At 66.2% G+C, this 23251-nt stretch carries 17 protein-coding genes; 5 read left to right on the top strand and 12 right to left on the bottom strand.

Annotated features, from left to right (window positions below):
* Positions 1 to 222: 222 nt before the first annotated feature.
* The 4 genes from C6W88_RS12805 to C6W88_RS12790 all read left to right on the top strand — a co-directional run bounded on the left by C6W88_RS12805 (position 223) and on the right by C6W88_RS12790 (position 4998).
* Entirely contained in the window at positions 223 to 1476 is a 1254-nt protein-coding gene (locus tag C6W88_RS12805) for a M20 family metallo-hydrolase (RefSeq protein WP_108132712.1), read from the top strand.
* Between the two features lie 136 nt (positions 1477 to 1612).
* Entirely contained in the window at positions 1613 to 1813 is a 201-nt protein-coding gene (locus tag C6W88_RS12800; RefSeq protein WP_045993193.1) for a hypothetical protein, read from the top strand.
* Positions 1810 to 3402 carry a sodium:solute symporter family protein gene (locus C6W88_RS12795; RefSeq protein ID WP_108132711.1) on the top strand — a complete coding sequence of 531 codons (1593 nt, stop codon included), beginning with the start codon at positions 1810 to 1812 and terminating at the stop codon, positions 3400 to 3402. Before C6W88_RS12800 ends, C6W88_RS12795 begins: the two co-directional genes overlap by 4 nt.
* Before the next feature lie 120 nt (positions 3403 to 3522).
* On the top strand, positions 3523 to 4998 hold the full coding sequence (locus C6W88_RS12790) for a sigma-54 interaction domain-containing protein (protein WP_108132710.1): 1476 nt from the start codon (positions 3523 to 3525) through the stop codon (positions 4996 to 4998).
* A 127-nt stretch (positions 4999 to 5125) separates the two neighbouring features.
* On the opposite strand, the gene ppc is transcribed toward C6W88_RS12790, so the two are convergent.
* The 5 genes from ppc to cysM all read right to left on the bottom strand — a co-directional run bounded on the left by ppc (position 5126) and on the right by cysM (position 13336).
* Entirely contained in the window at positions 5126 to 7774 is a 2649-nt protein-coding gene (ppc, locus tag C6W88_RS12785) for a phosphoenolpyruvate carboxylase (protein WP_045993191.1), read from the bottom strand.
* An 80-nt stretch (positions 7775 to 7854) separates the two neighbouring features.
* The gene (gene mazG, locus C6W88_RS12780; RefSeq protein WP_108132709.1) at positions 7855 to 8736 is read right to left on the bottom strand and encodes a nucleoside triphosphate pyrophosphohydrolase; all 882 of its coding nucleotides are present in this window, start codon (positions 8734 to 8736) and stop codon (positions 7855 to 7857) included.
* Positions 8733 to 10991: a GTP diphosphokinase gene (gene relA, locus C6W88_RS12775; RefSeq protein WP_108132708.1), complete on the bottom strand. Its 2259-nt coding sequence runs from the start codon at positions 10989 to 10991 to the stop codon at positions 8733 to 8735. Before relA ends, mazG begins: the two co-directional genes overlap by 4 nt.
* On the bottom strand, positions 10984 to 12438 hold the full coding sequence (locus C6W88_RS12770; RefSeq protein WP_108132707.1) for a TRAM domain-containing protein: 1455 nt from the start codon (positions 12436 to 12438) through the stop codon (positions 10984 to 10986). The genes relA and C6W88_RS12770 overlap by 8 nt, the downstream gene beginning before the upstream one ends.
* 1 nt (position 12439) lies before the next feature.
* Positions 12440 to 13336: a cysteine synthase CysM gene (cysM, locus tag C6W88_RS12765; protein WP_108132706.1), complete on the bottom strand. Its 897-nt coding sequence runs from the start codon at positions 13334 to 13336 to the stop codon at positions 12440 to 12442.
* Positions 13337 to 13485: 149 nt separating this feature from the next.
* On the opposite strand from cysM, the gene C6W88_RS12760 reads away from it, so the two are divergent.
* A complete protein-coding gene (locus C6W88_RS12760; RefSeq protein ID WP_181248639.1) occupies positions 13486 to 16416 on the top strand; it encodes an ATP-binding protein in 2931 nt (976 codons plus the stop codon).
* Between the two features lie 35 nt (positions 16417 to 16451).
* Here C6W88_RS12760 and acpS read toward each other — a convergent pair whose 3' ends face one another.
* From acpS to lepA, 7 genes are all read right to left on the bottom strand, one after another.
* Positions 16452 to 16832 carry a holo-ACP synthase gene (gene acpS, locus C6W88_RS12755; RefSeq protein WP_108132704.1) on the bottom strand — a complete coding sequence of 127 codons (381 nt, stop codon included), beginning with the start codon at positions 16830 to 16832 and terminating at the stop codon, positions 16452 to 16454.
* A gap of 84 nt (positions 16833 to 16916) precedes the next feature.
* Positions 16917 to 17720 carry a pyridoxine 5'-phosphate synthase gene (gene pdxJ / locus C6W88_RS12750; protein ID WP_108132703.1) on the bottom strand — a complete coding sequence of 268 codons (804 nt, stop codon included), beginning with the start codon at positions 17718 to 17720 and terminating at the stop codon, positions 16917 to 16919.
* 384 nt (positions 17721 to 18104) lie between these two features.
* A complete protein-coding gene (recO, locus tag C6W88_RS12740) occupies positions 18105 to 18803 on the bottom strand; it encodes a DNA repair protein RecO (RefSeq protein WP_108132702.1) in 699 nt (232 codons plus the stop codon).
* A gap of 79 nt (positions 18804 to 18882) precedes the next feature.
* Positions 18883 to 19782, bottom strand: coding sequence for a GTPase Era (gene era / locus C6W88_RS12735; protein WP_045993485.1), 900 nt, complete (start codon positions 19780 to 19782; stop codon positions 18883 to 18885).
* The gene (rnc, locus tag C6W88_RS12730) at positions 19779 to 20468 is read right to left on the bottom strand and encodes a ribonuclease III (RefSeq protein WP_045993484.1); all 690 of its coding nucleotides are present in this window, start codon (positions 20466 to 20468) and stop codon (positions 19779 to 19781) included. Before rnc ends, era begins: the two co-directional genes overlap by 4 nt.
* A 57-nt stretch (positions 20469 to 20525) precedes the next feature.
* A complete protein-coding gene (lepB, locus tag C6W88_RS12725; protein WP_045993483.1) occupies positions 20526 to 21329 on the bottom strand; it encodes a signal peptidase I in 804 nt (267 codons plus the stop codon).
* A gap of 93 nt (positions 21330 to 21422) precedes the next feature.
* On the bottom strand, positions 21423 to 23240 hold the full coding sequence (gene lepA, locus C6W88_RS12720; RefSeq protein ID WP_045993482.1) for a translation elongation factor 4: 1818 nt from the start codon (positions 23238 to 23240) through the stop codon (positions 21423 to 21425).
* Positions 23241 to 23251: the final 11 nt, after the last annotated feature.

Here is a 23251-nt window from a genome sequence, read left to right as displayed (position 1 = left end):
TTTGCCTTGTCTAACCTTCGCTCGTCGACTTTTCGGACTGAGCCTAGCACCGCCGGCAAACCGAGTCGGAATCGACTCGCTCGCGTTACACGCAGTGACTTTTGACGTCGCCTTGCGCCACACCTCATCTTTATGCGTTTGTTTTAAAGACATTTTTCTGAGTACGGCATGAGAATAGCTTCGTGGTTTGGCATAACACCAAATCACAAGGAATCTCCTGCCATGTCATCGATCCCCCACCGCTCCATCGATATCGACGCTAACCGCCTGTGGGACAGCCTGATGCAGATGGCCGAGGTCGGCCCTTCCCCCAACGGCGGCAGCCGCCGCCTCGCCATGACCCCTGAAGATGCCGACGGGCGCCGTCTGCTGCTGGACTGGGTCGAGGCGCTGGGCTGCACCTGGCAGCGTGACAAGGCCGGCAACCTGTTTATCCGGCGTGCCGGACGCGAGGACCACCTGCCCCCGGTGTCCATGGGTAGCCACCTGGACACCCAGCCGCTGGGCGGACGCTTCGACGGCGTGCTGGGGGTACTGGCGGGCCTGGAGGTGCTGCGCAGCCTTCACGACAACGCCATCACCACCCGCCGACCGTTGTCATTGATCGTCTGGACCAACGAGGAAGGCAGCCGCTTCGCCCCGGCCATGGGCGGCAGCGGCGTCTGGACCGGCCGCCTCGATGAGGCGACCTTCTTCGGCGCCAGCGACAGCAAGGGCGTCACCCTGGGCGAGGCCATCGCGGCCTGCGGTGAGGCCGGCGATCTGGCCCTGGGCGAACCCGAACTCGACGCCTACTTCGAGCTGCACATCGAGCAGGGCCCGGTGCTCGAGGAGCAGGGCCATCCCCTCGGCATCGTCACCGGGGTCCAGGGCATCCGCTGGTACGACCTGAGCCTGCGCGGTCAGTCGGCCCACGCGGGCCCCACGCCGATGAGCTATCGCCGTGACCCATTGCTCGCCGCCACCGCCATGATCCAGCGCATGCGCGAGGTGGTCATGGCGGATCCGGACGGCGCTGCGCGCCTGACCGTGGGCGACTTCCAGGTGGTCGAGCCCTCGCGCAACGTGGTCCCCGGCGAGGTCCGCCTGCTGCTGGACCTGCGCCACGTCAGCGACGAACGCCTCGATGCACTGGATGCCGAACTGGAACGTCTGGCCAGGGACGCCGCCGACGCCGAGGGCGTGGAGCTGACGTTCGAGCGCCGCTGGCATTCTCCGGTCACCCCCTTCGACGACGCCCTGATCGACTCCCTGCGCGAGGCCGTCAAGGCGCGCGAGCTCGATGCCCCCTGCATGATGAGCGGTGCCGGGCACGACGCCGTGCACCTGTCCCACGTCACCCCCACGGTGATGATCTTCGTGCCCTGCCGCGACGGCATCAGCCACAACGAGGCCGAATACGCCGAGCCTGAGCACTGCGCGCTGGGCACCCAACTGCTGTGCGACGCGGTGCTGGCACGCGCCGAGCGCGACTGAGATCGCCATCAGCGCCCTGAACAACACGCAATGAATCGATTTCGATTCATCGAGTCGGAATAGCATCAAAGGCCCTTTGCCCGATCAGCCGACTCGCTCCCCGGACGCTCAGGCCATTCACAACAAGAGATATCTTATGGACATCAACTCCCATGTGCTGCTGCTGTTTGCCAACGCCTTTCTGACCACCGCGCTGTCGGTGGTCATCGTCGGCGTCATCCTGCTGCGCGAATACCGGCCGACCATTCGTCGCCTGAAGGACGAGGCGGCGGCTTCCTCCTCGGCCGACACCACCAACCACAACAAGACTTCATCTGACCTGAGAGACCTGTCATGACCCTGGCCATCTTCGCCATCGTACTGACCGCCTACGTGGCGGTGGCGGCCCTGCTGGCACGCCGTATCAAGAACAAGGACGACTTCTACGTCATGGGTGAGCAGGGCTCGACGTTGCTGATCGTCGGCACCCTGGCCGCCACCTTCCTCAGCGCCGTGACCCTGATGGGGATCGCCGGCATCTCCTACAGCGAAGGCCCGCTGGTGATCGCGGCGCTGGGCTCCTTCGGCGCCTGGGTCGGGACCCTGATCGCGGTGGTGTTCATCGGTCGCAAGCTGAAGGCGCTGAACTGCCGCACCATGATGGACTTCTTCGACTACCGCTTTAACAACAAGTGGGTCAGCGTGGTCGCACTGATCCTGATGGTGATCGGCCTGCTCGGCTACGGCATCATCCAGCTGATCGGCGCCGGCCTGGTGCTGGCCGAGATCATCGATATCCCCTTCCCGGTGATCATCTTCGCCTTCACCCTGGCGCTGCTGGCGTTCTGCTCGCTGTCCGGCATGTACGGGGTGGTCTACACCGACACCATGATGTTCTTCACCATGCTGGCCATCGCCTTCGTCATCGCACCGATGTTGATCGGCGACGCCGGCTTCGAGGCGATGAAGGGCCTCGGCGAGACCCTGCCCGGTTTCTGGACCGTGGGGGGCGCCAACGACCGCCCGCTGGGCTGGTCGATCTCCCAGTTCCTGGTGTGGATCCTGTTCTTTGCCTGCACCCCGGCGCTGGTGTCCCGCGTCTTTCCGGCCAAGAACGACTTCGTCATCCTCAAGGTGGCGGTGATCGGCGTGTTCTTCGCCCCTGCCATGCAGCTGTTGGTGTTTCTGGCGGCCAGCGCCATGCAGGTGATCCAGCCCGGCATCGAGCCCACCGACCGCGCCATGATCGTCGGCTTCATGGAACACACCAACCCGACCCTGGCCGGTATCGGCCTGGCCGGCCTGATGGCGTCGATCATGTCCACCGCCTCGACACTGTTCGTGCTGACCGGCTTCGCCCTGGCCCGCGACCTCTACGAGAAGTTGTTCGACCGTGAGGTCAGCGAACGCAAGGGCGTGGTACTCGGCCGCATCTCCCAGGCGGTGGTAGCGCTGGTAGTGTGCGCCGTGGCGATCTCGCGCCCGGCGGGCATCTACTGGATCTCGATCTACGCCGGCGCGATCTTTGCCGTGGCCTGGCTGCCGACCATCGTCGCCGCCATGCACTGGCGTCGGATGAACGCCAACGCCGCGCTGGCCTGCATGCTGGTGGGCTCGATCACCTTCATCGTGGTGGGCGAACTCGAGCGCCACGGCCTGATCAGCCTGCCGCTGCATATCGACAACCTGCAGGTGGCCATCCTGCTCGGCACCCTGGCGCTGATCGCGGTGGGACTGAAGAGCCAGCCTTCCGAGTACGAGCTCAAGGTGTTCGACGACATTCGTGCAAGGCGACTGTCCGATACCACCATCCGCGACATCCTGGCCCGCCCCGATGGCGCCCGCGAGCTGGTGCGCGAATACCGCCAGGTGTGGGGCATCATGGTGCTGTTCGTGATCATCGCAGGCGCGCTGTGGGGCTATCTGTTCAGCAAGCTGGGGACCTGAGCCCACCGTCACCGCTGCTGTCACTGATCCACCAGGCCGGCGCCGTGAGGCGCCGGCCTGGCTTTACTAACACGCGCTCCCGGCACACCATTGACGTTCTGGACCCTGCCTGGAGCCTCGATGAACCACGGCCCCCTCATGCCCCGACAGCTACTGGCCATCCTCAACGCCCTCGAGGACGGCATCTTCATCACCGACCTCAAGGGACGCCCGCTGTGGGTCAACCAGGCGAGCCTGTCACAGCTCGATGCCAGCGCTGAGCACCTCTACCAGAGCGACGTCTACCGGCTCGAGGAGGAAGGTGTGTTCTCGCCCTCGGTCACCCGCTTCGTGATCGAGGAGCGGCGACCGGTCAGCGTGGTCCACCGTTATCGCGGCAAGGACTACCTGGTCAACGGCAGCCTGTTTCACCTGGGCGGCGACCCTTCCGGTGAACCCGATGCGGTGCTGGTCCAGGCCCGCAACCTGGACCGCGACGTACTGGCCTCGCGCTCGCCGGACACCACCCAGGCGCTGCTCGATCACGTCATGCATCAGCTCAAGCGTATCCGTCAGGAGCAGGTAGCAACGGAGGCCAGTCCCGCCTCGTCCAGCCGCAGCCCGCGCTATCGCCGGTGCCTGGAGCGCCTCGAGCGCGCCGCCGCCAGTGACACCACGGTGCTGCTCAGCGGCGAGACCGGCGTCGGCAAGAGCTGGCTGGTCAATCGCCTGCACCAGTTCAGCCCGCGCTCTGACAAGCCGCTGATTCACGTCAACTGCGCGGCGATCCCCGAGGCCCTATTGGAAGCCGAGCTGTTCGGCCACGAGAGCGGCGCCTTCACCGGCGCCCATCGCGACGGGCGGGTCGGCTACGTGGCCCTGGCCGAGGGCGGCACCCTGTTTCTCGACGAGATAGGCGAACTGCCGCTGACGCTTCAGCCCAAACTGCTGCAACTGCTGCAGGAACGTCAGTACCACCCGCTGGGCGGCAAGCCGCGCAAGGCCGAGGTACGCATCGTCGCCGCCACCAACGCCGACCTGGCCGCCCGGGTGCGGGATGGCAGCTTCCGCGCCGACCTGTACTACCGACTCAATATCGTGCCCATCGAGATTCCACCGCTGCGCGAGCGCGCCGAGGACATCCCCGGTCTGGCCAATCAGCTGCTGGCCAGGATATCCCGCCGCCACAAGCGCCGTATCACCCTGGAGCGCGACGCGCTGAGGGCGCTGACCCACCACTCCTGGCCCGGCAACGTGCGAGAACTGGAAAACCTGCTCGAGCGCCTCAGCGTGTTCTGTGAAGACGACACCATCGGCATCGACGATCTCGCCCTCGACCACCCGGAGCTTGTGCCCGCTAGCCTTGCCGACCGCGTTTCCCTCAACGGCTCGCGCAAGAGCTCCTTGCAAGACGACGGCCCAAGCGACGGGGCTCTGTCGCTGCCACTGGATGATTCCCGCCCCCTGCCCGAGCGCTTGGCCGAGATCGAACGCCAGGCCATCGATGACGCTCTGTCCCGCGCCGGCAGCACCCGCAAGGCAGCCCAGGGCCTTGGCGTCAGCCAGTCCTGGTTGATGCGACGGCTCAAGCGCGATCGGTCGAGCTCGTCCGACTGAAACGTCGGCATCCACAACACATCCCGAAACGCCCGACCGACACACCCAACCGATACGCTCACCCAAGACGCCAGCGCCCGGCCATCTGGCCGGGCGCTGGGTGTTCAGGGTATCGCTCGCGGTGGCGTCAGCCGGTGTTGCGAAGGCCAGCGGCGATCCCCGCCATGGTCACCATCAGGGCGCGGGACAGGTCCGCGCTGATGGCGCCGTCGGCGTCGCGGTTACGCTGCAGCAGTTCGGCCTGCAGGCCGTGCAGCGGGTCGATGTAGGGGTTGCGCACCTCGATGGCCTGGCGAATCAGCGGCGTCTTCTCGAGCAGCTCCTGCTGATCGAGGATCTTCAGAAGTTCCTCGTTGAGCTTGCCGAAACGCTCGCGCAGGCGGTTGCCCAGGGCCTCCAGGCTCGGCTCGTCCACCAGGCGATGCTCGTAGTAGGCGGCCAGCTCCACGTCGGCCTTGGCCAGCAGCATCTCGAGCATGTCCAGGTAGGTGCCGAAGAACGGCCACTGCTCGCGCATCTCCTGCAGCACCTCGAGTCCGCCGGGCTCGGCCAGGCGGGTGGCGAAGGCCTCGCCGGTGCCGAGCCAGGCCGGCAGCATCAGACGGATCTGGGTCCAGGCGAAGATCCAGGGGATCGCGCGCAGGGTCTCGACGCCGCCGTCCTGACGCCGCTTGGTCGGCCGTGAGCCCAGCGGCAGGCGGCCCAGCGCCCCTTCCGGGGTGACCGCACGGAAGTACGGCACGAAATCGGGGTCCTGGCGAACCACACCGACATAGGCACCGTGGGCGATCTCGGCCAGGCGGTCCATCTCGTCGCGCCAGGCCGGCTTGGGCTTGGGCGGCGGCAGCAGCGACGCCTCCAGTACCGCGCAGGCGTAGATCTCCATGGAGCGCAGGGCGATATCGGGCTGGCCGAACTTGAAGCGGATCATCTCGCCCTGCTCGGTCACCCTGAGGCTGCCGTTCACCGAGCCTGGGGGCTGGGACAGGATGGCGGCGTGGGACGGACCGCCGCCACGGCCCACGGTGCCACCGCGGCCGTGGAACAGGGTCAGGTCGACACCGTGGCTTTCACAGACATCGACCAGCGCCTCCTGGGCGCGGTACTGGGCCCAGGCCGCCGCCAGCTGGCCGGCGTCCTTGGCCGAATCGGAGTAACCGATCATCACCTCCTGGCTATCACCGGCGAACTGGCGGTAGCCGGGCAGCGCCAGCAGCCGATCGATGACGTCGCCGGCGCGATTGAGGTCGTCCAGGGTCTCGAACAGCGGTGCGATGGGCATGCCGACACGGCCCCCCACCTCCTTCATCAACAACGCCACGGTGAGCACGTCCGAAGGCTGCGCGGCCATGGAGATGATGTAGGTGCCCAGCGCCTCGCCGTGCTCGGCGGCGACCACCTGGAAGGTGTCCAGGGTCTCACGGGTCTCGGCGGAGCACTCCCAACGCCGCGGGATCAGCGGCCGGGTCGACTCGAGCTCCGCCAGCAGGAAGGCCTGGCGCTGCTCCTCGCTCCATTCGCGGTAGTTGCCCAGGCCCAGGTCGTGGGTCAGTTCTTCCATCACCAGGGCATGGCGGCTGGCCTCCTGGCGCAGATCGAGCTTGGTCAGGGTGACGCCGAATACCGCCACACGGCGCAGGGTATCGAGCAGCACACCGTTGGCGATGGTGTCCAGGCCGACGTCGCACAGCGAACGGTAGCAGGCCAGCAGCGGCGCATAGAGCTGGTCCCGGGTCTCGATGATCGGCCCGCCGTCATAGCTCTTGCCGTCGAGTTCGGCCTTTGCCCAGTCGCGGGTGGCCTCGACCTTCGCCACCAGACGCTTGAGCAGCTCGCGATAGGGCTCGGCGACGTTGCCGACCTCGGCACGCAGGGCACTGTTGGTGCTCCACATGGACAATTCGATCTTGAGCTGCTCGAGATCCCGCAGGTACAGGTCCGCCGCCATCCAGCGGCCCAGCAGCAGCACCTCCCGGGTGACCCGGGCGGTGACGTTGGGGTTGCCGTCGCGATCGCCGCCCATCCAGGAAGCGAAACGCAGCGGCGCGGCGTCCAGCGGCAGACGCTCGCCGGCGCTTTCCAGCAGCAGGTTATCCAGGTCCCGGTGGAAGTCCGGCACCGCCTGCCACAGTGAATTCTCGATCACCGCAAAGCCCCACTTGGCCTCGTCCACCGGGGTCGGCCGGTCGTGTCGGATCTCGTCGGTGTGCCAGGCCTGACTGATCAGCTCCTCGAGCCGCCCCTTGGCCCGGGCCGCACGCTCGGGGTACTCGCTGGAGGACTCGATGGCGCTGAGGCAGTCATCGATGGCGTCGTACTTCTGGATCAGGGTGCGCCGGATGACCTCGGTGGGATGGGCGGTCAGCACCAGCTCGACGCGCATGTTGGCCAGCGTCTCGACCAGGGTGCGCGACGAGTGGCCCTCGCGCCGGGCGCGCTCGAGCAGCTCACCGAGCACCGGCTGCATCCCCGGCTTGTAGTCCTCGACCCGACGAAAGCGGGCACGGTAGTGCTGCTCGGCGATGTTGGCCAGGTTGAGGAACTGGTTGAACGCCCGGGTCACCGGCAGCAGGTCCTTCTCCGGCAGCCGGCGCAGGTACTCGATCAGCTCCTGCTGGCCGGCCTCTTCGCCCTGGCGGCCCCGCTTGGCCAGTCCGCGAATCGTCTCGATGCGTGACACGAACTCGGGTCCGAGATCATCGGCGATGGTGCGTCCCAGGCTGTCGCCGAGGATGCGGACGTTATCGCGCAAGGATTCGTGCAGATCGTGGCTCATGGGGTCTCCTTGGGTGTGGTGTCCAGCGGGTCCCGAGCGTGCGGCCCCGCCTTGCTATCGATAGGGTCTGGCCGGCCTCGTCAGTCCATGGTCGGATCGGACGGCTCGGCGCGTTCGGCACGCTTGGCCTGCTGCCAGTGCTCTTCCATGCGCTCCAGCGAGGCCCGGCCGAGCGGCGTGCCCTGGGCATCCAGGGACCGCTCCATATGGCGAAAGCGGCTCTCGAAGCGCTGATTGGTGCCTCTCAAGCAGGCTTCCGGGTCGACGCCCAGGGTGCGCGCCAGATTGACGGTGGCGAACAGCAGGTCGCCCACCTCGGTGGCGGCGTGGTCGCGATCCCCGGCCGAGAGCGCCTCGCGAATCTCGCCCAGCTCCTCTTCGAGCTTGTCGAGCACCCCGTCGGTGTCCGGCCAGTCGAAGCCCACCCGGGCCGCGCGCTTGGACAGCTTGGCGGCGCGACTAAGCGCCGGCAGGGTCCGCGGCACGTCATCCAGCGCCGAGACAGAAACCACCGCTTCGGCCTCGCCCTGCTGCGGGCCGCTGCGTCCTTCCCGTTCCTCGGCCTTGAGCGCCTCCCAGCGGGAGTGGACCTGACGGGTCTCGACCTCGGCGGCACTGACGCCCTGGCGGCGGGATTCAAGGGTGCCGTCGGGAAACACGTGGGGATGGCGACGCAGCATCTTGTCGGTCAGCGTGTGCACCACGTCATGGAAATCGAAACGCCCTTCCTCGCTGCCGAACTGGCTGTAGTAGACTACCTGGAACAACAGGTCGCCGAGCTCCCCCGGCAGCTCGTCGAAGGCGCGTCGCTCGATGGCGTCGGCGACCTCGTAGGCTTCCTCGAGGGTGTGGGGGACGATGGTGTCCCAGTGCTGCTTGACGTCCCAGGGGCAGCCCTGCTGGGGGTCCCGCAGCACCGCCATCAGGGTCAGCAGGTCATCGATGGAATAGCGCCGGCTCATGTGCGACGCCCTCCCTGACCGCGCTTGCGCTTGACCTCGATGATATTGGGCAACTGCTGGATGCGGGAGAACAGCCGGCCCAGGGTCTCCAGGCCGTCCACCTCGGCGGTGATCGAGATGCGCGCGATGCCGTCGTCGGTGTTGGTCAGGGTATTGACCGAGAGCACGTTGACCTTGTCCTGGCCGAGCACGGCGGTGACGTCACGCAGCAGGCCGGAGCGGTCCCAGGCCTGGATCTCGATATCCACCGGGTACTGGCTGCTGGAGCGCTCGCCCCACTCCACCTCGATCACCCGCTGGGGTTCGTCGACCCTAAGCTGCAGGATGTTGGGGCAGTCCTGGCGATGGATCGACACGCCACGGCCCTGGGTGATGAAGCCGACGATCGGCTCGCCGGGGACCGGATGACAGCAGTTGGCCATGTTGGTCTTGAGGTTGCCGACGCCCAGCACGGTGATCTCGCCGTCCGGGGTCTTGGCCGGCTTCTGACGCGGCTTGGCCAGCAACCGGTCGAGGTGCTCCTGCTCGTCGCTGTCGCCGAACAGCTGCTGGGCCTGGTGCAGCACCTGACCGATACGCAGGTCGCCGGCGCCAAGCGCGGCGTACATGTCGTCGGCATTGGCGTAGTTGACCTTCTGGGCCAGGGTGGCGAGGTCCATGTCGTGGACGTCGAGACGCTTCATCTCGCGCTCGAACAGCGCCTTGCCCTCTTCCAGGTTCTGGTCACGCGCCTGGTGCTTGAACCAGGACTGGATCTTGGCCCTGGCCCGGGAGGTGCGCACGAAACCCAGGTTGGGGTTGAGCCAGTCACGGCTCGGGGCGCTCTTGTTGGCGGTCAGGATCTCGACCTGCTGACCGGTCTTGAGCTTGTAGGTCAGCGGCACGATGCGACCGTTGACCTTGGCGCCGCGACAGCGGTGGCCCACCTCGGTGTGCACGCGGTAGGCGAAGTCGATGGGGGTGGCGACCCTGGGCAGGTCGATGACGTGACCGTCCGGGGTGAACACATAGATGCGATCCGGCGCCACGTCGCTGGTCAGGCCCTCGCGCAGGTCGCCGAATTCGCCGATCTCCTCGTGCCACTCGAGCACCTGACGCAACCAGGCGATCTTTTCCTCGTAGCTGTCGCTGCGGGCATTGGTATCGTGGCCCTTGTAGCGCCAGTGGGCGCAGACCCCAAGTTCGGCCTCTTCATGCATGGCGAAGGTGCGGATCTGGATTTCCAGCACCTTGTTCTCGGGGCCGATGACCGCCGTATGCAGGGACTGGTAGCCATTCTTCTTGGGGTTGGCGATGTAGTCGTCGAACTCGTCGGGCACGGTGTGCCAGCGCGAGTGGACGATGCCGAGCATGGTGTAGCAATCCTGCACCGTGGGCACCAGGATGCGCACCGCGCGTACGTCATGAACCTGGGAGAAGTCGATGCGCTTGCGCTTCATCTTTCGCCAGATAGAGAAGATGTGCTTGGCCCGACCGTCCACCTGGAACTGGTGGATGCCCTGGGCCGACATCAGCGACTTCAGGGTCTCCACCACCTCCTGGATGTAGCGATCACGATCCAGTCGCTTCTCGGCCAGCTGCCGGGCGACGGTCTTGTAGTCGTCCTCGTGGAGGTAGCGGAAGGACAGGTCCTCGAGCTCCCACTTGAGGTGGCCGATGCCCAGGCGGTGGGCCAGCGGGGCATAGATGTCGAACACTTCGCGGGCGACCCGCACCTGCTTCTCGCGCGGGGCATCGCGGACCTGGCGCAGGGCGCAGGTGCGCTCGGCGATCTTGATCAACGCCACCCTGACGTCGTCGATCATGTTGACCAGCATCTTGCGCAGGTTGTCCTGCTGATCCTGCTGCTGCAGGCCGGCAGTGGTGGCCTGGGTATTGCTGATCGCGGCCATCTGCAGCACGCCTTCGATCAGGCTCGCCACCTCGCGGCCGAAACGTTTGGCCACTTGCTCGGGCTTGATCAGGTTCTCACGCACCGCGCGATACAGCACGGCGGCTTCGATGGCGGTCTGATCCAGGCGCAGCTCACCGAGGATATCGGCCATCTCGAGGCCCATGCGAAAGCTCGAGCCGTCCTTCAACCAGGACTTGTGGGGCCGCTCGGAGGCCTGCTCCAGCGACTGCGCCAGCTGGCAGGCCTCGACCAGTTCATCAGCGTCGGCCAGCTTGACGTCGTCCTGCAGCCGCGCGACCCACTGATCGATATCGACCCGACCATCCGCGGTCAACGGCTGGTCTTCCCGCACTTTAACCATCTTTCCTGACTCCTTGGCGTGGCGACGGCCCCTGGCGTTCGAACAGTACCATCGACTCGAGGTGCGAGGTGTGCACGAACATGTCCGCCATGGCGACCCGTTGCAGACGATAACCTCCCTGCAACAAGTGTGCCGCATCGCGAGAAAGCGTGGCGGGATCACAGGCAATATACAAGACCCGGGACACCGTACTTTTGGCCAGTGCCCGGCACAGCGCCTCGGCCCCTTCCCTTGGTGGGTCCAGTACCACCACCTCGGCATCATGGGTACGCAACAGCCTCGCCACCTGCCCTTCGTCATGCAGGTTGCCCTGGAGGGCAGCGACGTCCAGATCCGCGCCCGCGGCGTTGTCGGCCAGGCGTGAGGTCATCTCCGGCGAGCCTTCCACCGCGCTCACCGCGTAGCCCGACGCCGCCAGCGGCAGGCTGAAATTGCCGATCCCGGCGAACAGATCCAGCAGGGGTTCATCGACCCGGCGAGGTGTCCCCAGCCAATCCAGCGCGGTCTCGATCATGCGCTGGTTGACCTGGGCGTTGGCCTGCAGGAAGTCGCTCGGTCCGACGCCGAGGCTGAGCGGGCCACGCGCCGACGGGACCGTCACCTGGAGTCCTCGGGGCGGGGTCACCAGCCACTCGAAGCGCACCTGTTCACGGCCTGCCAGCACGCCGACGGCGATGCCTCGCTCATCGGCCCATGCACGCCAGCGAGCCAGGTCCGCGGGTTGCTCGCGCAGTTGGCGGATCACCAGGGTCACCTGGCCGTCGCTGGCCAGCAGTTCCAGATGGCCGACCTGGCGTGGCGCCTCGAGGCTCGCCAGCTGCTGGTGCAACGGTGCCAGCAGCGACGACAGCTCCGGCACCAGAACGGTGCAGCTCTCCACCGATACCAGCCGGTGACTGCGCCTGGCGCGAAAGCCCAGATGGATGCCGCCGTCGGCATCGACCCTGACGCCCAGGCGCGCACGGCGGCGATAGGCGACGTCATCACTGGCCAGCACCTCGATGCGTTCGAGGTCGACCTCGACGCCCTGACGGGCTAGCAGCTCCGACAGTACGACGGCCTTGTGACGACGCTGGGCGTCGAGTTCCAGATGCTGCAGATCACAGCCGCCACAGCGCTCGATGTAGGGACAGGGCGGCGTCACCCGGGTCGGCGCGGCCTCGATCAGCTCACGCAGGTGGGCCTCGTCGTAGCGCTTGCGGGTGCGATGCACCGCCACCCTGACCCGCTCGCCGGGCAAGGCCCCCTCGACAAACAGGGTCTTGCCGGCGGGCGAACGGGCAATCCCGCGGCCATCGTGGGACAGCCCCTGAATCTCGAGCACGTCGGGCAGCTCATCGGACGTGTCGGTCTGGTAGGCCCGGCGAGTGTCCGACGGGCGCTTGTGAGCAAGCCCCGAGACACCGGAGCGCTGACGCGGCGGACGGCGTTTTCCCAGTCCAGCCACCTCAGGACTCCGGCGCCAGCAGACCGGTGGAGAGATAACGGTCCCCCCGGTCGCAGACGATGAACACGATCACCGCGTTCTCGACCTCTTCGGCCACCCTGAGCGCCCCGGCCAGGGCGCCTCCCGAGGACACCCCCGCCAGGATTCCTTCTTCCCGGGCCAGTCGGCGCATGTGCTCTTCGGCCTCGTACTGGCCGATGTCCAGTACCCGATCGACCCGCTGGGGTTCGAAGATCTTCGGCAGGTAGGCCTCGGGCCAGCGACGAATCCCGGCGATGCTGGCGCCGTCCTCGGGCTGCAGGCCGATGATCTCGATGTCGCCGCGCTGCTCCTTCAGGTAACGCGACACCCCCATGATGGTGCCGGTGGTCCCCATGGAGCTGACGAAGTGGGTGATCCGACCGTCGGTCTGCTGCCACAGCTCGGGGCCGGTGGTGCGATAGTGACCCAGCGGGTTGTCGGGATTGGCGAACTGGTCCAGCGACTTGCCCTCGCCTCGGGCGACCATGGTATCGGCCAGGTCCCGGGCCTCTTCCATGCCGCCTTCCTTGCTGACCTCGATCAGCCTGGCACCGTAGGCCGCCATGGCCTGCTTGCGCTCGCTGGAGGCGTTCTCAGGCATGATCAGCACCATGCGATAGCCCTTCATCGCCGCGACCATGGCCAGGGCGATGCCGGTATTGCCGGACGTTGCCTCGATCAGGGTGTCGCCGGGGGCGATCTCGCCGCGCTTTTCGGCCTCGTCGAACATCGACAGGGCCGGCCGATCCTTGACCGAGCCCGCCGGATTGTCACCCTCGAGCTTTGCCAGCAGCACATTGTTGCGCCCGGCGCCGATGCGCTTGAGGCGGACCAGCGGGGTCTTGCCGACCAGCTGGTCGAGGTAGGGGAATTCCATAAGACTTTCCTTGTAACGTCATCTGACGCCATTATATCGACGCCCCTCGCCACTGGACAGGCATGGTCCCATGGGGTGACATGGAGACGTACGAGGCGGCGGTGGCCGCTCTTCGTCCGCGCCTATTCCCGGCCAGGAACGCAGCGCCTATGAGTTTGAGAACACGGTTGATGCTAGCCCTCGTGGGGCTGCCGCTGCTGCTGCTGGGGCTGGCGATCAGCCTCGCCTTGTATCAGGACCATGGCCTGCGCGAGGCCGCCATGGAAGAAAACCTCTCTACCGCCACGCGGCTGGTGGCACCGGAGATGGGCGAAGCCCTGTCGCTGGACGATATCGCCGGCGTTCAGGCGGCTGCCAATCGCCTGATGGATATCCCCAGCGTCCGTGCCCTGCGCCTGGTGCAGCAGGATCAGGTGGTGCTTGAACTCGGTCGACTGCGGGCCGAAGCCCTGAACGTCGAGGCTCCCGGCCAGGGGCTGTTGACCCAGCACTATCGCCAGTGGGTATTGACGACGCCGATCAATGCCGTGGACGGCGCCTACCTGATCCTCGATATCGACGCCTCGCTGCTGCTGCTCGCCACCTACAGCGATATCGCCAGGGGCGCCATGATCCTGCTGGTCTGCGGCCTTCTGCTGTTTCTGGTGGCCTTCACCCTGGGCCGCCGCCTGACCCAGCCGCTGGATGACATCGCCCACCTGCTCGACCAGCTCGCCACCGGCCGCCAGCCCCACCACCTGCCGCTGGACCACCCGCTGGAGCTGGCCGAGCTGGGGCGCCGGGTCAACGCCCTGATCGACCACCAGGCGCGGGCGCGCGAAGACCTGCAGCAGCAGATCGAACACGCCACCTCGGAACTTCAGGAGTCCATGGAGACCATCGAGGTGCAAAACATCGAGCTCGACATGGCCCATCGCCAGGCGGTGGAGGCCAACCGGGTCAAGTCAGAGTTTCTGGCCAACATGAGCCATGAGATCCGCACGCCGCTCAACGGCATCATCGGCTTCTGCCGGCTGCTGGGGCGCTCGTCGCTGGACCCGCGTCAGCGCGAGTGGCTCGACCAGGTGCAACGGGCCTGCGACAACCTGATGTCGCTGGTCAACGATGTGCTCGACTTCTCCAAGCTGGAAGCCGGTCGTCTGGTGCTGGAACAGGTGCCGGTGGACCTCCAGTCGCTGGTCGACGAGGTGCTGGGGCTGCAGGCGCCACTGGCCCAGCAGAAGGGCCTGCAGCTGCTCAGCCTGATCTATGACGACGTACCGGCGGAAATCACCGGTGATCCGCTGCGACTGCGCCAGATCATCACCAACCTGGTCAACAATGCCATCAAGTTCACCGACCGCGGCGAGATCATCGTGCGGGTCATGGTCGAACAGTCCCGTCACGAGCGCTTCACCCTGCGCATCAGCGTCAGCGATACCGGCATCGGCCTCAGTGACAGCCAGCAGCGTCGACTGTTCCAGGCCTTCCGCCAGGCCACCGCCGGACACAGTCGCCAGTACGGCGGCACCGGCCTGGGGCTGGCCATCTCGCGGCAACTGATCGAGCAGATGGGCGGCACCATCGGCGTGGACAGCACCCTCGACCACGGCTCCACCTTCCACTTCACCCTGCCCCTGACCAGCACCGCAAGCCAGGTGCGTGCGCCCGAACTGGCGCTCGACCAGGCCTCGATCTTTGTCGAGGAACCCCACGGCCCCACCCGCAGGGCCCTTTTGCATATGCTCGAACAGTGGGACGCCCGGGTTGTGGCGAGCCCTCAGCAGGCCGCGCTGGCACTGGAAGCCATCGCCATCGAGGAGCTCGAAGAGGGCCGCATCGGCGAGCTGCGCACACGACTCAGGCAGCGCAACTGCCCCACCCTGCTGTTGATCAATGCAGGACTTCCGGATGTGCCCGGACTGGGTCTGCCCGATGGCTCGAGCGTACTGTCCAAGCCGTTGGCTCGCCAGACCCTGGCGGAAGCGGTGGAGGGCGCCCTCGCCGGTACTCGCCACAGGCCGAGCCTGCCTGCGCCGACGTCCCCGCCGGCGCTACCGTCTCGCCAGCCCTATGTGCCCGACGAGACGTCGACAGCGGCCCCGGCTGCACCGCCCCAGTGGAACAACTCACAGACCCCGCCGCCTTCGCCGGACACGCAAACCTCTATGGCCAGCCTGCTGATCGTCGATGACAGTGAGACCAACCGCCTGCTGCTGCGAGAACTGGTGGAAGGCCCCGAGCGTCGCGTGACCCTGGCCACCAGTGGGGAAGAAGCCCTGGCGCTGGCCCAGCAGCAGCTCTATGACATGGTACTGATGGATATTCGCATGGGTGGCATGGATGGTGTGGAGACGACCCAGGCGATCCGCCAACTCAGCCCCGCCTGGGCGAAGCGACCGATCATCGCGGTGACCGCCCACGTGCTGGAACACCAGCGCCGAGCGCTTCTGCAAAGCGGCATGGACGATGTGCTGATCAAGCCACTCGACACCGAGTGCCTCGACCGCCTGCTTAGAGAAAGGCTGGGCAGCGGCCTGACGGAGACGACCCCGGCGCCAAACTCGCCGGTCTCCGACAAGTATCGACAGGACGCCAGTGACGCTGATGACTCGGTCGAGCCGGCTGTCCCAGACCAGGCCCATGGCAAGGAGCAAGGCAAGGAGCATGGCAAGAACCTTGGCAAGGACCTTGGCAAGGACCAGGGCCAGACCCGTGACAACAGCGATGACCAGGGCAACGACCTGCCCGACATCGACATCGCCCTGGGCACCCGCCTGGCGGGTGGGCGCGAAGCGCTGGCCAGGCAATTGCTGGCGAGCCTGGGGGCATCGCTGGACGAGACCCGTCGAGAGATCGAGGCGGCGCTGGCGGCCGAGGACGAAGAGGCCCTGCTCGATAGCATCCACGCCCTCAACGGCGCCTGCCGCTACTGCGGTGTACCGCGCATGGCGCTGCTGGTGGAAACCCTCGAGACCCGACTTCGCTCACGCGGGATCGACGGGGTTCGTCCGCTGCTGCCCACCCTGGAGCAGGCCATGACCCAGGTCGAGCGCTGGCAGCAGGACAGCGGAGAAACCCCACTGAAGGGACCGGTTTAGCCGACGCGGGCAACTGTCGCGCCCCCCTGCAGCGCTCAACGCCTTTCGAGCACCACGAAGGCCAGTGCCACATCGCTCTCGTCGCTGAGACTCAGGTGACAGGCGCCGACGCCCGCCTGGTCGGCCAGACGTAGCGCTTCCCCCGAGACCACCAGCTCCGGCCGCCCCAGGGGATCATTGACCACCTGTATCTCGGTCCAGCGCATGCCATGGCGAAGACCGGTGCCCAGTGCCTTGAGCCAGGCCTCCTTGGCGGCGAAGCGCTTGGCCAGAAAGGCCGAAGGCCGTGGCGCCTCGGTGTAGCGCTCGGCTTCCAGCGGCCCCAGGATGCGCTCGGCGAAGCGCGCGCCATGGCGCGCAATGGCCGCATCGAAGCGTTCGATCCGCGCGATGTCGGTGCCGATGCCGAGGATCATGCCAGGGCTCCGACAGACCCGGTATTCCCGGGCAAGGTCCCGACAGACAGACCTCCTCGAGCCGGCGCTGACATCGGCGACACTTCAGTGCTGATGGTCGTGCTCATGCTCGTGCTCTTGCTCAAATTCGTCGATGGCCGCGACCAGCCCCGCCTCGTAGCCGGCCAGCATCAGTCGCTTCATCTCCGCCACCGCCTCCTTGAGGCCGACGAACAGCGCCCGGGCGATGATGGCGTGACCGATATTGAGCTCGTTGAGGCCGGGGATGGCGGCGATGGCCTCGACGTTGTGGTAGTGCAGGCCGTGACCGGCGTTGACGATCAGATCGAGTTCGACGCCCATTTCGGCGGCGGCCACGATGCGCTGGTACTCGCGAGCCCGATCGCTGTCGTTATCGGCCTCGGCGAAGGCGCCGGTGTGCAGCTCGATGGCCGGAGCACCGGCGCGCCTGGCGCTGGCGATCTGATCCGGATCGGGATCGATGAACAACGATACCTCTGCCCCCACGGCGGCCAGTCGGCGACAGGCGGCTTCGATGGCGTCGAACTGGCCGACCACGTCCAGGCCACCTTCGGTGGTCAGCTCCTCACGCTTCTCCGGCACCAGACAAACGTGGGCCGGACGTACCTCTTCGGCCAGCGCCAGCATCTCCTCGGTCACGGCCATCTCGAGATTCATGCGGGTGTTGAGAACCTCGGCCAGCAGGCGCACGTCGCGTTCCTGGATATGACGGCGGTCTTCCCGCAGATGGACGGTGATGCCATCGGCGCCGGCTTCTTCGGCGACCAGGGCCGCCTGAATCGGGTCGGGATAGCGGGTACCGCGGGCCTGGCGCAGGGTCGCGATATGGTCGATGTTGACGCCGAGCAGCAGTCGAGGGGGATGCATCAAGGTTCTCCGTCATGGGGATGAAAGACGAGCCCTATGGTAGCACCGCCGACAGGCCGGCGGTCACCCGCGGCCAGGCGATATCAGCGCGCTGAAGCGTCAGCGAGACTGGCGGCGACGCTCGGCCATGGCGACCATCAGCGCACGGGAGCGCAGCGGACGGTCGCCCAGCAGCGGTGCCAGGGCGACAAGGGTCAGCGCGCCTGGCGGCGACGCTCGGCCATGGCGACCATCAGCGCACGGGAGCGCAGCGGACGGTCGCCCAGCAGCGGTGCCAGGGCGACAAGGGTCAGCGCGCCTGGCGGCGACGCTCGGCCATAGCGACCATCAGCGCACGGGAGCGCAGCGGACGGTCGCCCAGCAGCGGCACCAGGGCGACAAGGGTCAGCGCGCCTGGCGGCGCCGCTCGGCCATGGCAACCATCAGCGCACGGGAGCGCAGCGGACGGTCGCCCAGCAGCGGCGCCAGGGCCGCACGCGATAGCGCCTTGGCCGGCCCCGCGAGCCCGGCCTCGCCCCAGTCGGCCCCGGCCAGCAGGCGCAGGGTGCGCCCGTCGATGCCGCGCTCTGCGACGACAAAGGCCCGACTGCCGGGCTCGAAGCGGTAGCGCCGCTGGGGATCCAGGCCGCCACCGTCGGGCGTGGTGAAACGCGGCGCGGCGTCCAGCGCATCGAGTAGCGCAAATTCGAGCCGACGCAGGGCCGCAGCGCGGGAGGCCGGCGTCGCCAACTCGTCCAGCGCCGAGGTGTAGAAGGCGAACACCTGCCCCACCGGCAACTCCACCGGCAGCAGGCGGGTCAGCAATTCGTTGGCGTAGAGACCGCACAGCAGCCCCTCGCCGGCGAGCATCGCCGCCGGGCCACGGGACTCGATCAATCGCAGCCGCTTGAGCTCGCGATCGCCCTGCCAGGTCAGGTGCAGGGGCGCGAACGGCTGCATCTGACTGCGCGAGCGACTACCGGGACGCTGCACGCCCTGGGCCACGGCGCGCACACGCCCGTGGTCCAGGGTCAGCAGTTCGACCAATGCACTGGTCTCGCGGTAGGGACGCTTGTGGAGCAGAAAGGCGGGCTGGGGCTGCATGGGGATCCCGACGTCGGGGCAACAGGATCACAACAGGACCATCGTCGTCGATGATCCTGCCGGGGCGCGGGGGAACGGCTCAGTCGAGGTCGTAGCCGAGGCTCTTGAGGGCGCGTTCGTCGTCGGACCAGCCACGCTTGACCTTGACCCACAGGTTGAGCATAACCTTCTTGTCCAGCGCCCGCTCCATATCCAGGCGTGCCTCGCGGCCGATCTTCTTGATGCGATCGCCGCTGTCGCCGATCAGGATCTTCTTCTGGCCCTGACGTTCGACCAGGATCAGCGCGCTGATGTGCACCACCCGGGCCTCGTCACGAAACTCCTCGATCTCGACGGTCATCTGATAAGGCAGCTCGTCGCCGAGCTGGCGCATGACCTTCTCGCGTACCATTTCGGCAGCCAGAAAACGCATGCTCTTGTCGGTGACCTGATCTTCCGGGAAGAAGTGGATACCCTCGGGCAGGTGCTTGTCGATCTCGGCCTCGAGCTCCGGCACATTGGTGCCGTGCTGGGCGGCGATCGGCACCACCGCGGCGAACTCGCGCTTGTTGCCGAGCTCGGCCAACCACGGCAGCAGGGTGGCCTTGTCCTGCAGGCGGTCCACCTTGTTGACCGCCAGGATCACCGGCGCCTCGACGTTGGCCAGGCGGTCCAGCACGATCTGGTCCTCCTCGGTCCAGCGGGTGCGGTCGACCAGAAAGACCACGCAGTCCACGTCCCGCAGGGCCTGCACCGCCGCCTGGTTCATGAAGCGGTTGATCGCCTTGTTGCGGTCCTTGCCGAGGATATGGATACCCGGGGTGTCGACGAAGATGGCCTGAGCGTCGCCTTCGGTCTTGATCCCCAGCACCTGGTGGCGGGTGGTCTGCGGCCGCCGCGAGGTGATCGAGATCTTCTGTCCGAGAATACGGTTCATCAGGGTGGACTTGCCGACGTTGGGACGGCCGACAATGGCCACGAATCCACAGGTCTGACTCATGCGCTGACTCCCTTGGGATCGAGGCGTTGCAGGGCGCTTTCGGCGGCCATCTGTTCGGCGTGGCGGCGGCTGGCGCCGGTGCCGACGGTGTGTTCGTCGAGCATCTCGACATGGCACTCCACGGTAAAGGTCTGGGCGTGGGCCTCGCCTTCCACCGAGGTCACCTCGTAGCGAGGCAGCGGTGCCTGACGGGACTGCAGAAACTCCTGCAGGCGGGTCTTGGGGTCCTTCTGGGACTGCTTGAGGTCGATGCGCGCCAGGCGCTCCTCGAACCAGGCCAGCACCCGCGTGCGTACCGCGTCCATACCGGCGTCCAGGTAGATGGCACCGATCACCGCCTCGACGGCGTCGGCGAGGATCGATTCACGCCGATGGCCGCCACTTTTCATCTCGCCGGAACCCAGGCGCAGGCATTCGCCAAAGCGCATCTCCCGGGCCAGCTCCGCCAGGGTCTGGCCCTTGACCAGGCGCGCCCTCAGGCGCGAAAGCTGGCCTTCACGGGCCTCGGGAAAGCGCTCGAACAGCGCCTCGGCAATGACAAAGTTGACGATCGAGTCACCCAGAAACTCGAGGCGTTCGTTGTTGCGCCCACCGAAGCTGCGGTGGGTCATGGCCAGTTCCAGCAGACTCGCGTCCTGGAATTCATGGCCGATGCGGCGACTGAAGGGGGTCAGGGAATTGCTCACGACGCTCCTGTTAACTCTTTGTGCTGGCGATGGAAGAACCAAGCGGCGTTGAAGCGATCACGGGATCGTCCTCACGCTGGAAAAGCTCGGCAGTCCACCGTCCCAATGCATCCATACCGCGAAGGCCTTGCCGACGATGTTGGCTTCCGGGATAAAGCCCCAGTAGCGGCTGTCATTGGAGTGGTCCCGGTTGTCGCCCATGGCGAAGTACATGCCCTCGGGCACCACGACGTCGTGGACCAGCGGGCCGCGATCGCGGGGATTATTGTAGATCTGATGCTGATGTTCGCCCAATTGCTCGGAGAACAGCAGCTCACCTGGCGCGCTCTCCGGAGCGTCGTCGAGCAGCGTCTTGGGCACCGGCTCGCCGTTGACGTAGAGCTGTTTGTCGACGTAGCGCAGGGTATCGCCGGGCAGCGCCACCACGCGCTTGATGAAATTCACCGCCGGGTCCTGGGGATAGCGGAAGACCATGACGTCACCCCGCTCCGGCTCGTTCAGATCGAGGATCTTGGTGTTGGCCACCGGCAGCCTCAGGCCATAGGTGAACTTGTTGACCAGGATGAAATCCCCGACCTCCAGCGTCGGGCGCATGGAGCCTGACGGAATCTGAAACGGCTCCACCACGAAGCTTCTGAGCACCAGCACCACCAGCAGCACCGGAAAGAACGACTTGGCGTAGTCGACCGGCCAGGGGTCCTTGCGCGAAAGCTCCCGAGCGGACAGATCCACGCCTTCGGTGGTGCCGGTTTCGGCAGCTGCGGTGACGGCTTGACGCCGGGGGCGCCACCAGACCAGGTCGAGCAGCCAGATCAGACCGGTGACGGCGACCGCGATCACCAGCAGCAGGGAGAAGTCCATATCAGTGTTTCCAGGTGGCTTGTAAGTCGGTATCTGAGGGAGGGGCAAGCCGTCCCGGCGTCACACCGGGACGGATCGACCGCCGCTGGGGCATCAGTCGTTCACCTTGAGCACGGCGAGGAAGGCGTCCTGAGGGATCTCCACGCGACCGACCTGCTTCATGCGCTTCTTGCCGGCCTTCTGCTTCTCGAGCAGCTTCTTCTTGCGGGTCATGTCGCCGCCGTAGCACTTGGCGGTCACGTTCTTGCGCAGCGCCTTGACCGTGGAACGGGCCACGACCTGGCCACCGATGGCGGCCTGGATCGCCACGTCGAACATCTGACGCGGGATCAGCTCTTTCATCTTCTCGACCAGCACACGACCACGGCTGTGGGCATGATCGCGATGGATGATCACCGCCAGGGCATCGACCCGGTCGCCGTTGATCAGCACGTCGAGGCGTACCAGCTTGGCCGCCTCGAAGCGCTCGAAGTTGTACTCGAGCGAAGCATAGCCCTTGGAGATGGACTTGAGCCGATCGAAGAAATCCATGACGACTTCGCTCATCGGCAATTCGTAGGTCAGCTGGATCTGGCTACCCAGGAACAGCATGTCCTTCTGGGTGCCGCGACGCAGCTCGCACTCGCTGATGACGTTGCCGACGAATTCCTGGGGCACCAGGATGCTGGCGCGCACGATGGGCTCGCGCATCTCCTCGACGTCGGCCATGTCCGGAAGCTTGGACGGGTTGGAGACGTAGCTGACGTCACCGTTCTTCATCGCCAGTTCGTAGACCACCGTCGGCGCGGTGGTCAACAGGTCCAGGTCGTACTCGCGTTCCAGACGCTCCTGCACGATCTCCATGTGCAGGGTGCCGAGGAAGCCGACGCGGAAACCGAAGCCCAGAGCGTCGGAGTTTTCCGGCTCGTAGTCCAGCGAAGCGTCGTTGAGCGCCAGCTTCTCGAGCGCGTCGCGGAAGTCTTCGTAGTCGTCGGCGCTGACCGGGAACATGCCAGCGTAGACCTGGGGCTTGACCTTCTGGAAGCCCGGCAGGCGCTTGACGTCCGGCGTCTTGGCGTGGGAGATGGTATCCCCCACCGGAGCCCCCTGAATGTCCTTGATACCGGCCACCACGAAGCCCACTTCACCGGCGCGCAGGATGTCGGTCTCCTTGCGCAGCGGGGTGAAGATGCCGACCTCGTTGGCCTGCCAGTCACGTCCGGTGGACAGGATGCGAATCTTGTCGCCCTTCTTGAGCACGCCGTCGAAGATCCGTACCAGCGATACCACGCCCAGGTAGTTGTCGAACCAGGAGTCGATGATCAGCGCCTGCAGCGGCTTTTCGGGGTCGCCCTTGGGCGGCGGAATATCGCGCACCAGCCGCTCGAGCAGCGCATCGATGCCCAGACCACTCTTGGCCGACACCTGACAGGCGTCGGTGGCGTCGAGACCGATGATCTCCTCGACCTCGTGGGCGACCTTGTCGGGGTCGGCCTGGGGCAGGTCCATCTTGTTGAGCACCGGCAACACTTCTAGCCCCTGCTCGATGGCGGTGTAGCAGTTGGCCACCGACTGGGCCTCGACACCCTGGGCGGCGTCGACGACCAGCAGTGCGCCCTCGCAGGCATACAGCGAGCGCGACACCTCGTAGGAGAAGTCGACGTGCCCCGGGGTATCGATGAAGTTGAGCTGGTAGGTCTCACCATCGTTGGCGTGGTAGTCCAGCGTCACCGACTGGGCCTTGATGGTGATGCCGCGCTCGCGTTCCAGATCCATGGAGTCCAGCACCTGATCCTTGAGCTCGCGCTCTGACAGGCCACCGCAACTCTGGATCAGGCGATCGGCCAGGGTGGACTTGCCATGGTCGATGTGAGCGATGATCGAGAAGTTACGTATATTATTGATTACCTTGCGGTTATCAGGATCAGACATGCAGGATGATT

Source organism: Halomonas litopenaei (assembly GCF_003045775.1).
Lineage (GTDB): Bacteria > Pseudomonadota > Gammaproteobacteria > Pseudomonadales > Halomonadaceae > Halomonas > Halomonas litopenaei.
Note: the sequence above shows the minus strand (reverse complement) of the source record. Positions and strands in the feature narration are given on the sequence as shown.

Bases quoted from the DNA above. Each gene is read 5' to 3' on its own strand.
- pdxJ (WP_108132703.1), bottom strand. From the start codon at position 17,720: ATGCATCCCCCTCGACTGCTGCTCGGCGTCAACATCGACCATATCGCG.
- C6W88_RS12760 (WP_181248639.1), top strand. From the start codon at position 13,486: ATGAGTTTGAGAACACGGTTGATGCTAGCCCTCGTGGGGCTGCCGCTG.
- relA (WP_108132708.1), bottom strand. From the start codon at position 10,991: ATGGTTAAAGTGCGGGAAGACCAGCCGTTGACCGCGGATGGTCGGGTC.
- cysM (WP_108132706.1), bottom strand. From the start codon at position 13,336: ATGGAATTCCCCTACCTCGACCAGCTGGTCGGCAAGACCCCGCTGGTC.
- ppc (WP_045993191.1), bottom strand. From the start codon at position 7,774: ATGAGCCACGATCTGCACGAATCCTTGCGCGATAACGTCCGCATCCTC.
- recO (WP_108132702.1), bottom strand. From the start codon at position 18,803: ATGCAGCCCCAGCCCGCCTTTCTGCTCCACAAGCGTCCCTACCGCGAG.
- C6W88_RS12795 (WP_108132711.1), top strand. From the start codon at position 1,810: ATGACCCTGGCCATCTTCGCCATCGTACTGACCGCCTACGTGGCGGTG.
- C6W88_RS12790 (WP_108132710.1), top strand. From the start codon at position 3,523: ATGAACCACGGCCCCCTCATGCCCCGACAGCTACTGGCCATCCTCAAC.
- lepB (WP_045993483.1), bottom strand. From the start codon at position 21,329: ATGGACTTCTCCCTGCTGCTGGTGATCGCGGTCGCCGTCACCGGTCTG.
- mazG (WP_108132709.1), bottom strand. From the start codon at position 8,736: ATGAGCCGGCGCTATTCCATCGATGACCTGCTGACCCTGATGGCGGTG.
- acpS (WP_108132704.1), bottom strand. From the start codon at position 16,832: ATGATCCTCGGCATCGGCACCGACATCGCGCGGATCGAACGCTTCGAT.
- C6W88_RS12805 (WP_108132712.1), top strand. From the start codon at position 223: ATGTCATCGATCCCCCACCGCTCCATCGATATCGACGCTAACCGCCTG.
- C6W88_RS12800 (WP_045993193.1), top strand. From the start codon at position 1,613: ATGGACATCAACTCCCATGTGCTGCTGCTGTTTGCCAACGCCTTTCTG.
- lepA (WP_045993482.1), bottom strand. From the start codon at position 23,240: ATGTCTGATCCTGATAACCGCAAGGTAATCAATAATATACGTAACTTC.
- era (WP_045993485.1), bottom strand. From the start codon at position 19,782: ATGAGTCAGACCTGTGGATTCGTGGCCATTGTCGGCCGTCCCAACGTC.